A 13,367-nucleotide genomic window follows, 5' to 3' on the forward strand; every position below is an offset into this window, starting at 1 on the left:
CTCCGAGAGGATCGACCTTGCCTTCCATCCCCACCCGCCGAACGGCCCGCTTCGCCGCCGTCGGCCTGCTCGCCGCCGGAGCGCTCGTGCTGAGCGCCTGCACCGGCGGCACCGCCGAGCCGACACCCACCGCCACAGGCGCGCCCGACCCCGACGCCAGCCTCACGGTGGGTCTGGTGCTCGAGCCGACGAACCTCGACATCCGTCACACCAGCGGGGCGGCCCTCGAGCAGATCCTCGTCGACAACATCTACGAGGGACTGGTCACCCGCACGCAGGACAACGAGATCACCGAGCGGCTGGCCAGCTCGTACGAGATCTCGCCCGACGGCCTCACCTACACGTTCACCCTCAACGAGGGCATCACGTTCCACGACGGCGCCGCACTCACCTCCGCCGACGTCGTCGCCTCGTATCAGACGGTGAAATCGGATGCCTCGGTGCAGGGCAACGCGCAGTTCGCCGGCGTGACGGCGATCACCGCCCCCGATCCCGCCACGGTCGTGATCACGCTCGCGCAGCCCGATCAGAACTTCCTGTTCACCCTGACCGGCCCGGCGGGACTCGTCTTCAAGAAGGACGACGGCACCGACCTGAAGACGGCCGAGAACGGCACGGGCCCCTACGTGCTGAACCGCTGGACCAAGGGCAACTCGATCACGTTCGACCGCTTCGACGAGTACTGGGGCGAGACCGCGACGCTGGGTGAGGTCGTGTTCCAGTACATCCCCGACTTCACGGCCGGCGTCAACGCCGCGCTCGACGGCACCCTCGACGTGCTGACCGCCGTCGACCCGAACCTCGTCTCGCAGCTCGAGGATGACGGCGGGTTCCTCATCACCACCGGGCGCACCACCGACAAGGCCACCCTCGCGTTCAACAACGCCAAGGCCCCGCTCGACGACGTCAAGGTGCGCGAGGCGCTGCGTCTGGCCATCGACCACGAGGCACTCGTCGAGGCGGTCGGGGCCGGCCAGACCCTGTACGGTCCGATCCCCGAACTCGACCCCGGCTACCAGGACCTGTCGGACCTGGCGCCGTACGACCCGGCGAAGGCGCAGCAGCTGCTCGAGGAGGCCGGCCACGAGAACCTCGACCTCACCCTGACCATTCCGTCGTTCTACGGCACGACCGTGGCTCAGGTGCTGATCTCGGACTTCGCGAAGGTCGGCGTCTCGCTCGAGGTCGACCGCGTGGAGTTCGCCACCTGGCTCGAAGACGTCTACACCAACCACGACTACGAGCTGAGCTTCGTGCTGCACGTCGAGCCGCGTGACTTCGGCAACTGGGCGAACCCCGACTACTACTTCGGCTACGACAACGCCGAGGTGCAGCGCCTGTACGCCGAGTCGCAGACCGAGATCGATCCCGAGCGCTCCGCCGAGCTGCTCGCCGAGGCCGCCCGCCTCGTCTCCGAGGACCACGCCGCCGACTGGCTGTACAACGGCGAGACGCTGACCGCGCTGGTCCCCGGCGTCGACGGCTTCCCCGAGGACTCGATCAACTCGCGCATCGACCTCACCGGCGTCACCAAGACCGCAGACTGACCGGTGCTCCGCTACGCGCTCACACGAGGAGCCCTGCTGATCGCAGGGCTCCTCGTGTCGAGCGTGGTGATCTTCCTCACCCTGCGGGTGCTCCCCGGCGACGTCGCGCAGCTCATCGCCGGCACGCAGGCCAGTCCTGAGACGGTCCAGGCGCTGCGCGAGTCGCTGGGACTCGACAAGCCCCTGATCACGCAGTACCTCGATTGGATCGGCGGCGTCGTGCGCGGCGACCTCGGCACCTCCCAGCTCAGCGGCGCATCGGTGTCCGAGGAGCTGCTCGAGAAGTCGCGCGTGACCGTGCCGCTGGGCATCATGGCGCTGACCATCGCCCTGCTGATCGCGGTGCCGTTCGGCATCGTCTCCGCCCTGCTGCGCGGGCGCGCCGGCGGCACCGCGATGAGCATCGGAGCCCAGGCCGTCGCCGCCGTGCCGGTGATCTGGGCCGGCATGATGCTCGTCGTCGTCTTCGCGCACTGGCTGGGCTGGCTGCCTGCGCAGGGGTTCCCCCGCAGCGGCTGGTCGACTCCGGCGCAGGCGTTCGAGGCGCTGCTGCTGCCCGCCCTGACCATCGGCCTGGTCGAAGGGGCGATGCTCATGCGCTTCGTGCGCAGCGCCACGCTGCAGGCCGCCGGCCAGGACTTCGTGCGCACCGCCGCGGCCAAAGGGCTCACGCGTCGCCAGGCTCTGGTGCGGCACGGCATCCCCGCCGTCGGGCTGTCGATCGTCACCGTCCTCGGCCTGCAGGTGGCGGGCATCATCGTCGGATCGGTCGTCGTCGAGCAGCTCTTCACCCTGCCCGGCATCGGTCGGATGCTGGTGGCCGATGTCGGCACGCGCGACCTGGTGAAGGTGCAGAGCGAGCTGCTGGTGCTCACCGGCTTCGTGCTGATCATCGGCTTCATCGTCGACCTCGTGCACCATGCCGTCGATCCCCGGCAGAGGGAGGCCGCATGATGCCCCGCTGGCTGCGTGCGCTGCTGTCCTCGGCGACGGGGGTGTTCGGCGTGGTCGTCGTGCTGCTGATCGCGCTGACCGCGCTCACGTCGCTGCTGTGGACGCCCTTCGACCCGATGCTCGCCGATGTGAGGAACCGGTGGTCGCCACCGGGCTGGCCGCATCTGCTCGGCACAGACGCCACCGGACGCGACATCCTCAGTCTGCTGATGGCCGGTGCCAGGACGACCGTCTTCGTTGCCGTCGGCGCCGGGATCGTGGCCACCGTCGTCGGCGTGCTGCTCGCCGCGCTCGGCGCGCTCACCGCCCGGTGGATGCGCGAGACGGTCGCGGTGCTCGTCGACATCCTGATCGCCTTCCCCGTGCTGATGATCGCGATGATGATCTCGGCCGTCTGGGGCGGATCGCTGTGGGTGGTGGTGTTCTCGGTCGGCATCGGCTTCGGCGTGAGCATCGCGCGAGTGACCCGCCCCGAGCTGAGACGCGTGCAGAAGAGCGACTTCGTGCTGGCGGGACGCGCCAGCGGGCTGTCCACGGGACAGAACCTGGTGCGTCACCTGCTGCCCAACGTCGCCCCGGTGTTCATCGTGCAGCTGTCATGGTCGATGGCCGTGGCCGTGCTCGCCGAGGCCGGCCTGTCGTATCTGGGCTTCGGCGCCTCTCTCACCGAGGCGTCGTGGGGCACGCTGCTGGCCGAGCTGCAGCGCTACATCGGCGTGCATCCGCTCACCGTCGTGTGGCCGGGCCTCGCGATCACCGTCACCGTGCTCGGGCTGAACCTGCTCGGCGACGCCCTGCGCGAGGCGACCGACCCCACGCTGTCGACCCGCGCAGCGCAGACCCATCTGCCGGAGGTAGTCGCATGAGTCTGCAGGTGAACGACCTGGTCGTGGAGATCCGCGGTAAGCGGGTGCTCGACGGTGTCTCCTTCGAGGTCGCCGACGGCCAGAGGCTGGGCCTCATCGGAGAGTCCGGGTCGGGCAAGTCGCTGACCGCCCTCGCCGTGCTCGGACTGCTGCCGGAGGGGGCGACCGCCCACGGCAGCATCCGATGGAACGGCACCGAGGTGCTGGGCATGCCCGATCGCGACCACGCGGCGCTCCGCGGCGATGAGATCGGCATGATCTTCCAGGAGCCGCGCACGGCCCTCAACCCGATCCGCACCGTGGGGCGCCAGATCGCCGAGGCGGTGCGCATCCACGAGCGCATCGGCCGTCGTGAGGCCCGCCAGCGGGCCGTCGCCGAGGCCGCCCGGGTGCACCTGCCCGAACCGCAGTCGATCGTCGGCCGCTACCCGCACCAGCTCTCCGGCGGGCAGCGCCAGCGGGTCGCGATCGCCATGGCGCTGGCGTGCCGGCCCCGTCTGCTGATCGCCGACGAACCCACCACCGCCCTGGATGTGACGATCCAGGCCGAGGTGCTGCGGCTGCTGCTGTCCCTGGTGGCGGAGCATGGCATGTCACTGGTGTTCATCACCCACGACCTGGCGGTGCTCTCGCAGGTGGCGACCCACGGTGTGGTGCTCGATGAGGGCAGGGTCGTCGAGTCCGCCCCGATCGAGACCCTGCTGGGAGAGCCCTCATCGCCGGTCACCCGGGCGCTGCTGCGTGACGCGACCGCCACGCTGTGGCGCCCCGACGGGAGTGCGTCATGAGTCTGATCCGCGCCGAGGCGCTCAGCCGCAGCTTTCCCGTGCCGCGGCGGCACCTGTTCGAGAAGAGCCGCACGAACACAGCGCTCCACCCGACCGACCTCGAGATCGCCGAGGGAGAGTCGCTCGGCCTGATCGGCGAATCGGGTTCGGGAAAGTCGACCCTGGTGCGGCTGCTGCTCGGTCTCGACCGTCCCACGAGCGGGCAGGTGCAGGTCGACGACCGTGCGGTGGACGCGACCGCATCCGCCCGCGAACTGCGCTGGCTGCGCCGGCAGACCGGACTGGTCTTCCAGGACCCGTACGCCTCCCTCGATCCGCGCATGACCGCGGGGCAGATCATCGCCGAGCCGCTGTGGGCACTCGACATCCCCGGTGACCGGCGCGCGCGAGTGCGCGAGGTGCTCGTGCAGGTCGGCCTGGAGGCCGATATGGCCGACCGCCACCCGCATGAGTTCTCGGGAGGGCAGCGACAGCGCATCGCCATCGCCCGCGCGATCGTGCACCGGCCGCGCATCCTGGTGGGCGACGAGCCGATGTCGGCGCTCGATGTGACGGTGCGCGCCCAGGTGCTGGCCCTGTTCGAGCAGCTGCGCGCCGAAGAGGGACTCACCCTGATCCTCGTCTCGCACGACATCGGACTGGTGCAGAACCTCAGCGACACAGTGGCCGTGATGAAGGACGGCCGCGTCGTCGAGCACGGGACGACGAATGCCGTCCTGCGCCGCCCACAGCAGGAGTACACCCGCGCGCTGCTCGCCGCGATCCCGGTGATCCCCGGCCGGGACTGAGCCCGCCGCGGCACTGAATCCAGCGCAGCGCCGAGCTCAGAGACTCTTCTGCAGCAGGTGCACGCCCAGCTCGAGGCCGAGCTTGTGCCCGACATCGGTCAGACGTCCGGCGTCGGCGAACCCGGCGCGCCGGTGCAGCGCGATCGAGGCCTCTGCACCGCGATCGGCGATCACGGCGATGACCTGACGCAGGCCCGCCTCACGACACGACTCCAGGAAGCGTGCGAGCAGCATGCCGCCGACCCCGCGGCCCGCCGCGGATGGGTCGAGGTAGATCGAGTTCTCGATCGTGCGCCGGTAGGCCGCCTTCGGCGACCACGGCTGACCGAGCGCATAGCCGCACACCACGCCGTCGGTCTCGGCGATGAGGAACGGGATGCCCGCGGCCTCGATCCTGGCGCGCTTGGCCGCCCAGTCGGCCGGCGTGGACTCCACCTCGTCGAAGGTCGCGGTGGACGCCCGCACGTAGTGGTTGTAGATCTCGCAGATCGCGGGGATGTCAACATCCGACACCGCACGGATCGTGGGCGCGCTCACGGCTCGCCGTCCACCCGCCAGTCGACCGGCTCGGCGCCCTGCTGGGCGAGGAGCGCGTTCGCGCGCGAGAACGGACGCGATCCGAAGAAACCGCGCCGCGCCGACAGCGGCGACGGATGCGCCGACTCGATCACCGGCACATCGCCCAGCAGCGGCTTGAGCCCCGCCGCATCGCGGCCCCACAGGATGGCCACCAGCGGACGGTCGCGGGCGACGAGCGCACGGATCGCGAGCTCGGTCACCGCCTCCCAGCCCCAGCCGCGATGGGATGCTGCGGCTCCTGGCCGCACGGTGAGCACCCGGTTCAGCAGCAGCACGCCCTGATCGCTCCAGGCGGTGAGATCGCCGTGCGGTGCGGGCGGGATGCCCAGATCGCTCTGGCGCTCCTGGTAGATGTTGCCGAGACTGCGCGGCAGCGGCCGCACGTGCCGATCGACGGCGAACGACAGACCGATCGGATGCCCGGGTGTGGGGTACGGATCCTGTCCGGTGATCAGCACGCGCACCTCGTCCAGGGGACGCTGGAAGGCCCGCAGCACGTGCGCGCCGTCGGGCAGGTAGCCGAGACCGGCCGCCTGCTCGGCGCGCAGCCGCTCCCCCAGTTCGGTGATGATCGGCTGCACGGGTGCGAGCGCGCGCGCCCAGCCGTCGTCGATGAGTCCGGCCTCGGCCAGTTCCGCCAGGCTGCGCGGCATCAGTCGACGTCGGTGCGCACGTGCAGCGGCCCGCGGGCCAGCAGGTGCTGCGCGGACTGCGCGACCGGTCGCATCGTCACCAGGTCGAGGTTGACGCGGCGCGGGGCGCTCAGCGCGTAGGCGATCACGTCGGCGACGTCCTCCGCCAGCAGCGGCTCGTCGACGCCGGCGTAGACGGCTTCGGCCGCGACGCTGTCGCCGCCGAGTCTGTTGAGGGTGAACTCCTCGGTGTGCACCATGCCAGGGGCGATCTCCACGACGCGGATCGGCTCGCCGTTCAGCTCCTGTCGCAGCACCTTCACCAGCATCCCCTCGGCGGCCTTCGCCGCGTTGTAGCCGGCGCCGCCGGGATAGGGCGTCTGCGCCGCGGTCGAGGTGACGAACACCGTGTCGGCGTGGCCGTCGCTCGAGGCGGCCTTGCGCAGCAGCGGCAGGATGCCCGCCACCAGGCGCTGGGTCGCGAGCACGTTCGCGTCGTACATCCACTGCCAGTCCGCGACGGAGCCCTCTTCGACGCTGTCGGTGCCGCGGGCGCCGCCGGCGACCTGCACCAGCGCGTGCACGGGGCCGGAGCGCCGCAGCTCTTCGATGAGCGCATCGACGGCAGCCTGGTCGGTGAGATCGCAGGCGATCGCCGAAGCGCCGGTCTCCTCGGCGAGCGCGGTCAGCCGCTGCTCGCGTCGCGCGACCCCGACGACATCCCAGCCCTGCGCGCGCAGCGCGCGCACGGTCGCCTCCCCGATCCCGGTGCTTGCTCCGGTCACCACGGCACGTCTGTTCACCATGTGTCCACCGTACGACCTTTCGGGCCTACACCTCGATTCAGGGACTGTTACGTAACATTTCCGATCGCTTGTTGACGCACGGGCGCATCCGTACTGTCGGTGTCAGGCATCCGCCGCACGACCTCCTACCCGAACCCTGACCCTTGGGAGAAACCTCATGTCCGCAGCTGACAACTGGCGCTTCGAGACCAAGCAGATCCACTCGGGCGCAGCCCCCGACCCGGTGACCAAGTCGCGCGCCACCCCGATCTACCAGACCACCTCCTACGTGTTCGACAACGCCGACCACGCCGCGAACCTGTTCGCCCTCGCGGAGTTCGGCAACATCTACACCCGCATCCAGAACCCCACGCAGGACGTGCTCGAGCAGCGCCTCGCCGCGCTCGAGGGCGGCACGGGAGCACTGGTGCTCTCCAGCGGCCAGGCGGCATCCACCTTCGCGATCCTGAACATCGCGCAGGCCGGCGACCACTTCGTCGCGTCCAGCTCGATCTACGGCGGCACGTACAACCTGTTCAAGTACACGCTCGCGAAGCTCGGCGTCGAGGTCACGTTCGTCGAGAACCAGGACGACATCGACGAGTGGCGCGCCGCGGTGCGACCGAGCACCAAGCTGCTGTTCGCCGAGACCATCGGCAACCCTAAGATCAACGTGCTCGACATCCGCGCCGTCGCCGATGTGGCCCACGAGAACGACGTGCCGCTGATCGTCGACAACACGATCGCCACCCCGTACCTGATCCGCCCGTTCGAGCACGGCGCCGACATCGTCATCCACTCGGTCACCAAGTTCCTCGGCGGCCATGGCACCACCATCGGCGGCGCGATCATCGACGGCGGCACCTTCAAGTGGTCCGAGCACGTCGACAAGTTCCCCGGCCTCACCGAGCCCGACCCGTCGTACCACGGCGCGAGCTACACGACCGCGGTCGGCGACGGGCTCGCGTACATCATCAAGGCGCGCGTGCAGCTGCTGCGCGACCTCGGCTCGGCCATCGCGCCGCAGAGCGCGTGGAACCTGATCCAGGGCATCGAGACCCTCTCGCTGCGCATCGAGCGTCACGTGCAGAACGCGCAGGAGATCGCCGAGTGGCTCGACAACCACGACGACGTCGCCGCGGTGAACTACTCGGGTCTGCCCTCCTCGCCCTGGTACGCCAAGGCCAACGAGTACGCGCCCAAGGGCGTCGGCGCCGTGCTGTCGTTCGAGCTGAAGGGCGGTGTCGAGGCCGGTCGCGAGTTCGTCAACAGCCTGTCGCTGTTCAGCCACCTCGCCAACATCGGCGACGTGCGCTCGCTGGTGATCCACCCGGCATCGACCACCCACTCGCAGCTCTCGCCCGAGCAGCAGCTCACGGCGGGCGTCACTCCCGGTCTGGTGCGCCTCTCGGTCGGTCTCGAGAACGTCGACGACCTCAAGGCCGACCTCGACCAGGCGCTCGCGGCCGCGCGTCGCGTCGCGGAGGCCGCGCGCGCCTGATCGCGCGTCCGGTCGCACACCAGCATCCGCCGAGGCCCCCTCTGGCCGCCGGCGCCCCCTCTGCCACACGCAGGCCAAAGGGGGCGCCGATGCGCAGAGGGGGCCTCGGCATGTGCACTCGTTGTGCACTCGTTGTGCACTCGTTGTGCACTCGCTCTGCACGATTCGGCGCGGTGCGCGAGTTGTGCACAGTTGCCGGGATCCGGACGCCACGCCGTCCGCCCAGGCGGCAGACTCCGGGGATGCCGAAATCCGTCGACCTCTCCAGCGCACGCCGGCTGCTCTTGTCGCGCGATCAGTTGATCGCGGCGGGACACAGTGAACGCGAGATACGCGAGCGCGTCTCCGGCAAGCAGCTGGTGCGCCTGCGCCGGGGGAGATACGTGGATGCCTCCGAATGGAGCGATCTGTGGAACGAGGGCAAGCACCTGCTGCACGTGCTCGCCCTCCACGACAACGCAGGCCCCACGCGTCCCGTGTTCTGGGGTCCATCGGCGGCCGTGTTGCACGGGCTTCCGCTGTACCGTCTGGCTCCGGCAAACGTCCACACGGTCATCCAGACAGCACGCCACGGTCGTTCGCGCGCCAAGGTCGTCCTCCACAACGTGCAGTGCCCCGGAGACGACATCGTCGAGGTGGACGGGATGCTCTGCACGTCACCGGATCGAACCGTCCTCGACCTCGCCTGCAGCACCGCACCCGCCACGGGGCTGTCGGCGGCGGATGCCGCGCTGCGTCGTGAAGCGGTGAGCGGCCACCATCATGATCCCGATAGCGCCGACGCGTGGCATGCCCGACTCGCGCACCGCGCCGGATCCACCAGCGTCAGGGGCATCCGCAAGGCGCGCGACATCCTCGGCTTCGCCGATGGCCGCGCGCAACTGCCGGGTGAGAGCGTGAGTCGCCTGCACCTGCGCACGCTCGGATATCGCGGCTACCGACTCCAAGAGCATGTCGTCGGTCCGATCGGCGAAGACTACTGGCTCGACTTCGCCTTTCCGAGATCGCGCATGTTCGGAGAATTCGATGGCGAGGGCAAGTATCTCAACGAGGAGATGCGCCAGGGCAAGTCCCTCGAAGACGTTCTGCTCGCTGAGAAGCATCGTGAGGATGCTGTTCGCGGAGTCACCAACTGGGGATTCGCGCGCTGGGGCTCGGAGCACGTCCGCACCGTTGATCTGTTCGCTCAGCGTCTGCGCGCGTTCGGCATCCATCCTCCCTGCTGAGTCCCGAGCCGGCGCCCCCTCGCACCGTCCGCGCCCCCTCTGAGATGCGCAGTTGCAAGGGGGCGCGGACGCGCAGAGGGGGCCTCGGCGAACGTGGGACCGGGAGACGACTCCCGTAACCTGCCGGCCGCACCCGCGGGTACGGGCGACAATGGACACATGGACTGGCAGACGACCTCTGAGGACACGGTGCCATCGGCGCCCGTGACCGAAGCCGATGTGCGTCTGCTGCGCGCCCGACCGCCCGCCACCGGCGCCTGGCGCGACGGAGATCCCGCCGGGGGCCGCCGCTTCACCTTCCTGGGCGACTTCCGCACCGAGAACGGCGACGCCCTGCCCGCCGCCCGGCTGGCCTGGGAATCGTGGGGCGAGCTGAACGCCGCCCGCGACAATGCGATCCTCATCCTGCACGCGCTCACCGGCGACAGCCATGTGCGCGGCGACGCCGGCGCCGGGCATCCGACCGCCGGCTGGTGGCACGACATCGTCGGGCCGGGCGCGGCGATCGACACCGACCGGTGGTTCGTGATCGCCCCGAACATGCTCGGCGGATGCCAGGGCTCGACCGGCCCCGCCAGCATCGCCCCCGACGGGCGCGAATGGGCCTCACGGTTCCCGTACCTGACGATCCGTGATCAGGTAGGCGCCCAGATCCGCCTCGCCGACGAGCTCGGCATCGAGCGCTGGGCGGCGGTGATCGGCGGCTCGATGGGCGGCATGCACGCCCTGGAATGGGCGGTCATGGAGCCCGATCGCGTCGAGCGGCTCGCGGTGCTCTCCTCTCCCCCTGTGACCACGGCCGACCAGCTCGCCCTGAACTTCGTGCAGCTCGAGACGGTGCGCATGGATCCGCGGTTCGCGGGCGGCGAGTACTACGACGCCGGCCTGGGTGAAGGTCCGCACCGCGGCCTCGCGCTGGCGCGGCGCATGGCGCTGCTGAACTACCGCAGCCCGATCGAGCTGAACCAGCGCTTCCAGCGCTCCTGGCAGTCGGGGGTGTCGCCGCTGGGTCGCGGAGGGCGCTTCGCTGTCGAGTCGTACCTCGACTTCCACGGCAACAAGTTCACCCGTCGCTTCGATGCGAACAGCTACATCACGGTCGTCGAGGCGATGAACTCGCACGACATCGGGCGCGACCGCGGCGGCGTCGAGCAGGCGCTGCACACCGTCACCGCGAAGACGCTGGTGCTCGGCATCGACACCGATCGGCTGTTCCCCGTCGACGGGCAGCAGCGCATCGCGCGCAGCATCCCGAATCTGATCGGCGACGAGGCGGTCGTGCTGACCAGCGACTTCGGGCACGACGGCTTCCTCATCGAGACCGACCCGGTCGGCGAGCACCTGGAGCGACTGCTCACGTCGTGACCCGCGCTGCTCAGCGTCGCTCGTACACCCACGGCAGCGCGTCCATGATCAGGCGGTGCCTGGCACCCGCGGCACCGGGGACATCGGGATAGTCCTCATCACCGGCCCACATCGCCCGCATGCCCGTCGGCGTGGCCAGCATCCGCGTCTCATAGGTCGGCACGTCGCCGGCGCCGGCGACGGCGAGCGCCTCGTCGACGGTGCGGTGCGCGAGCAGTGCATGCAGTGTCACCCAGGTCGGCGGGAAGAGCGTGAGCGCGCCCTCGGCGTGCGCATCGAAAGCGCGCCGTGGCGTCATCCAGGCCGCCTCGTCGATCTCGCCGGGATTCGGATGCACGTCATCGCCGTGTTCGCGGGCGAGGAAGAACCACGTGCGGAACCGCACCGGGGTCTCAGCCGGCGGCACCCAGCACGACAGCGGCACCAGCGAGTGCACGCGGATGCCGGCCTCCTCGCGCGTCTCGCGCACGGCGGCGTTGCGCGCAGACGCCGACTCGTCGTCGGCGCCGTCGCGGTCGGCGGGATCGACGCGTCCGCCGGGGAACACCCACGCGTTCGCGAACGAGCCGGTTGCGGGACGCCGCAGCAGCAGCGTCTCCAGACCGTCACGACCGTCGCGCAGCACGACGGCGGTGCCAGCGAGGCGGATGCCCGTGCCGGCGCCCTGGGTTCCGCTCGGTCGATCCGGCGCGGGATGCTGCGGGGTGCTCATCCCGTCACTCTACGACGGGACCGGAACCCCGGACGCGCTACGCCGCGATCGTTGCCAGGGCGCCCGCACGGCGCCCCTCGACGCGGTACGACACCACCGCGATCAGCAGACCCGCCGCCGCGAGCGCGGCCCCTACCCAGGCCGGTGCGGTGAATCCCCAGCCCAGGGCGATCACTGAGCCGCCGAGCAGCGCCCCGAGGCTGTTGCCCACGTTCAGCGCCGAGTGGTTCAGCGCCGCGGCGATCGATTGGTTGTCGCCGGAGACGTCCATCAACCGCGTCTGGATCGTCGGGCTGAGCACCGACGAGACGAGGCCGACGATCACCACCAGCAGGCCGAGGGTGAGGATCCACGGCGATACCAGTGCGAGCACCGAGAACACGATGGCCATGGTGCCCAGGCCCCACAGCAGCGTGCGCCGCAGGTCGATGTCGGCGAGATGCCCGCCGATGAGGTTGCCGATGGTCATGCCGATGCCCATCAGCACCAGCACGATCGGCACCGCCCAGTCAGCGGCACCAGCCACTTCGGTGACCAGGGGCGCGATGTAGCTGTACACCGCGAAGAACCCGCCGAATCCGATCGCTCCCACGCCGAGCGTGAACCACACCTGTCCGACGCAGAACACCCCGAGCTCCTCGCGCATCGTGCGGCCGGGCGAACCCGGATGCGCGGGCACGTAGCGGGCGATGCACAGTGTGCCGACCGCGAAGACCAGAGCGACCACGGCGAAGGCGGCGCGCCAGCCCCACTGCTGGCCGAGGAACGTGCCCAGCGGCACGCCGACCACGTTGGCGAGCGTGAGGCCCGTGAGGATGAATGCCACGCCCTTGGCGCGGTTGCCCGGACCCATCACGTCGGCGGCGACGAGCGCGCCGATGCCGAAGTACGCCCCGTGCGGCAGCCCGGCCAGCAGCCGCGAGACGGCGACCAGCTCGAAGGTCGGCAGCACCACGGTGAGGGCGTTGAACAGCGTCAGAGCGAGGGCCAGCACGATCATCACCCGATGGCGGGGGAAGCGCGCGGCGAATCCGGCGATCGTGGGAGCGCCGATCACGACGCCCAGCGCGTACAGCGAGATCAGCCAGCCGGCCCGGCTCAGCGCCTCTTCGGGGCTCGCGGCCCACAGTGCGGGCAGCAGGTCGGCGGCGATGTCGGGCAGCAGGCCCATGATGACGAATTCGGTCATGCCGATGCCGAAGCTGCCGATGGCGAGGGAGAGGAGCGCCCTCTTCGCCGCACCCCTCGAGGATGTCGAGGGAGTCACCCCACGATGCTACCGGTATCGAGACCTACCGATCTTCTGAGGCGTCGATCGCCGCCTCGAGACGGTCGATCTTGCCGGTCAGCTCTCCCTCGAAACCCGGCCGGATGTCGGCCTTGAGCACCAGTGACACCCGCGAGCCGAACGGCAGCACGGCCTCGGTGGCGCGCTTGACCACGTCCATCACGGTGTCCCAGTCGGGGCCCTCGATCTCGGTGAACATGCTGGTGGTGCGGTGTGACAGTCCGGAAGCGCGCACGACCCGGACGGCGGCGGCGACGGCGTCGTGCACCGAGGCGTCGGCATTGCCGGATCCGGACGGTGCGACGGAGAAAGCGACGAGCATGGTTCCTTCTTTCG

General features: G+C 70.0%; 14 protein-coding genes. 8 read left to right on the top strand and 6 right to left on the bottom strand.

The features are described 5' to 3' along the window. The first annotated feature begins 17 nt into the window (after nucleotides 1-17). The 5 genes from WDU99_RS11140 to WDU99_RS11160 are packed head-to-tail and all read left to right on the top strand — an operon-like array spanning nucleotide 18 to nucleotide 4,943. Complete coding sequence (locus tag WDU99_RS11140) at nucleotides 18-1,547, top strand: ABC transporter substrate-binding protein (protein ID WP_337332536.1); 1,530 nt, start codon at nucleotides 18-20, stop codon at nucleotides 1,545-1,547. 3 nt (nucleotides 1,548-1,550) lie between these two features. After that, nucleotides 1,551-2,501 (top strand): ABC transporter permease, encoded by a 951-nt coding sequence (locus tag WDU99_RS11145; RefSeq protein WP_337332537.1) that lies wholly within the window; start codon nucleotides 1,551-1,553, stop codon nucleotides 2,499-2,501. Continuing rightward, nucleotides 2,498-3,367, top strand: coding sequence for an ABC transporter permease (locus WDU99_RS11150; protein ID WP_420064006.1), 870 nt, complete (start codon nucleotides 2,498-2,500; stop codon nucleotides 3,365-3,367). The genes WDU99_RS11145 and WDU99_RS11150 overlap by 4 nt, the downstream gene beginning before the upstream one ends. Then, entirely contained in the window at nucleotides 3,364-4,155 is a 792-nt protein-coding gene (locus WDU99_RS11155; RefSeq protein ID WP_337332538.1) for an ABC transporter ATP-binding protein, read from the top strand. The genes WDU99_RS11150 and WDU99_RS11155 overlap by 4 nt, the downstream gene beginning before the upstream one ends. Beyond that, entirely contained in the window at nucleotides 4,152-4,943 is a 792-nt protein-coding gene (locus tag WDU99_RS11160; RefSeq protein ID WP_337332539.1) for an ABC transporter ATP-binding protein, read from the top strand. The genes WDU99_RS11155 and WDU99_RS11160 overlap by 4 nt, the downstream gene beginning before the upstream one ends. Nucleotides 4,944-4,979: 36 nt before the next feature. Here the strand turns inward: WDU99_RS11160 and WDU99_RS11165 are convergent, their stop codons facing one another. The 3 genes from WDU99_RS11165 to WDU99_RS11175 are packed head-to-tail and all read right to left on the bottom strand — an operon-like array spanning nucleotide 4,980 to nucleotide 6,960. Then, nucleotides 4,980-5,456 carry a GNAT family N-acetyltransferase gene (locus WDU99_RS11165; RefSeq protein ID WP_337332540.1) on the bottom strand — a complete coding sequence of 159 codons (477 nt, stop codon included), beginning with the start codon at nucleotides 5,454-5,456 and terminating at the stop codon, nucleotides 4,980-4,982. Nucleotides 5,457-5,476: 20 nt separating this feature from the next. Further along, nucleotides 5,477-6,175: a uracil-DNA glycosylase gene (locus WDU99_RS11170; RefSeq protein WP_337332541.1), complete on the bottom strand. Its 699-nt coding sequence runs from the start codon at nucleotides 6,173-6,175 to the stop codon at nucleotides 5,477-5,479. Further along, a complete protein-coding gene (locus WDU99_RS11175) occupies nucleotides 6,175-6,960 on the bottom strand; it encodes an SDR family oxidoreductase (RefSeq protein WP_337332542.1) in 786 nt (261 codons plus the stop codon). The genes WDU99_RS11170 and WDU99_RS11175 overlap by 1 nt, the downstream gene beginning before the upstream one ends. A 157-nt stretch (nucleotides 6,961-7,117) precedes the next feature. On the opposite strand from WDU99_RS11175, the gene WDU99_RS11180 reads away from it, so the two are divergent. From WDU99_RS11180 to metX, 3 genes are all read left to right on the top strand, one after another. Then, entirely contained in the window at nucleotides 7,118-8,440 is a 1,323-nt protein-coding gene (locus tag WDU99_RS11180) for a bifunctional o-acetylhomoserine/o-acetylserine sulfhydrylase (protein ID WP_337332543.1), read from the top strand. A 242-nt stretch (nucleotides 8,441-8,682) separates the two neighbouring features. Further along, entirely contained in the window at nucleotides 8,683-9,666 is a 984-nt protein-coding gene (locus WDU99_RS11185; protein ID WP_337332544.1) for a hypothetical protein, read from the top strand. A gap of 159 nt (nucleotides 9,667-9,825) precedes the next feature. After that, complete coding sequence (gene metX, locus WDU99_RS11190; protein ID WP_337332545.1) at nucleotides 9,826-11,031, top strand: homoserine O-acetyltransferase MetX; 1,206 nt, start codon at nucleotides 9,826-9,828, stop codon at nucleotides 11,029-11,031. Nucleotides 11,032-11,041: 10 nt separating this feature from the next. Here metX and WDU99_RS11195 read toward each other — a convergent pair whose 3' ends face one another. From WDU99_RS11195 to WDU99_RS11205, 3 genes are read right to left on the bottom strand one after another with little or no spacing between them, the layout of a single operon-like run. Then, entirely contained in the window at nucleotides 11,042-11,743 is a 702-nt protein-coding gene (locus WDU99_RS11195; protein ID WP_337332546.1) for an NUDIX hydrolase, read from the bottom strand. Nucleotides 11,744-11,780: 37 nt separating this feature from the next. Further along, the gene (locus WDU99_RS11200; RefSeq protein ID WP_337332547.1) at nucleotides 11,781-13,010 is read right to left on the bottom strand and encodes an MFS transporter; all 1,230 of its coding nucleotides are present in this window, start codon (nucleotides 13,008-13,010) and stop codon (nucleotides 11,781-11,783) included. 25 nt (nucleotides 13,011-13,035) lie between these two features. Beyond that, on the bottom strand, nucleotides 13,036-13,353 hold the full coding sequence (locus tag WDU99_RS11205) for a thiamine-binding protein (protein WP_337332548.1): 318 nt from the start codon (nucleotides 13,351-13,353) through the stop codon (nucleotides 13,036-13,038). Nucleotides 13,354-13,367: the final 14 nt, after the last annotated feature.

The sequence above is a fragment of the Microbacterium bandirmense genome (genome assembly GCF_037204185.1).
Classification (GTDB): Bacteria; Actinomycetota; Actinomycetes; order Actinomycetales; family Microbacteriaceae; genus Microbacterium; species Microbacterium bandirmense.

What these genes read in the sequence shown, in the direction of transcription:
- WDU99_RS11150 (WP_420064006.1), top strand. Translation starts at nt 2,498, where the DNA reads ATGATGCCCCGCTGGCTGCGTGCGCTGCTGTCCTCGGCGACGGGGGTG.
- WDU99_RS11155 (WP_337332538.1), top strand. Translation starts at nt 3,364, where the DNA reads ATGAGTCTGCAGGTGAACGACCTGGTCGTGGAGATCCGCGGTAAGCGG.
- WDU99_RS11160 (WP_337332539.1), top strand. Translation starts at nt 4,152, where the DNA reads ATGAGTCTGATCCGCGCCGAGGCGCTCAGCCGCAGCTTTCCCGTGCCG.
- WDU99_RS11170 (WP_337332541.1), bottom strand. Translation starts at nt 6,175, where the DNA reads ATGCCGCGCAGCCTGGCGGAACTGGCCGAGGCCGGACTCATCGACGAC.
- WDU99_RS11175 (WP_337332542.1), bottom strand. Translation starts at nt 6,960, where the DNA reads ATGGTGAACAGACGTGCCGTGGTGACCGGAGCAAGCACCGGGATCGGG.
- WDU99_RS11180 (WP_337332543.1), top strand. Translation starts at nt 7,118, where the DNA reads ATGTCCGCAGCTGACAACTGGCGCTTCGAGACCAAGCAGATCCACTCG.
- WDU99_RS11185 (WP_337332544.1), top strand. Translation starts at nt 8,683, where the DNA reads ATGCCGAAATCCGTCGACCTCTCCAGCGCACGCCGGCTGCTCTTGTCG.
- metX (WP_337332545.1), top strand. Translation starts at nt 9,826, where the DNA reads ATGGACTGGCAGACGACCTCTGAGGACACGGTGCCATCGGCGCCCGTG.
- WDU99_RS11195 (WP_337332546.1), bottom strand. Translation starts at nt 11,743, where the DNA reads ATGAGCACCCCGCAGCATCCCGCGCCGGATCGACCGAGCGGAACCCAG.
- WDU99_RS11205 (WP_337332548.1), bottom strand. Translation starts at nt 13,353, where the DNA reads ATGCTCGTCGCTTTCTCCGTCGCACCGTCCGGATCCGGCAATGCCGAC.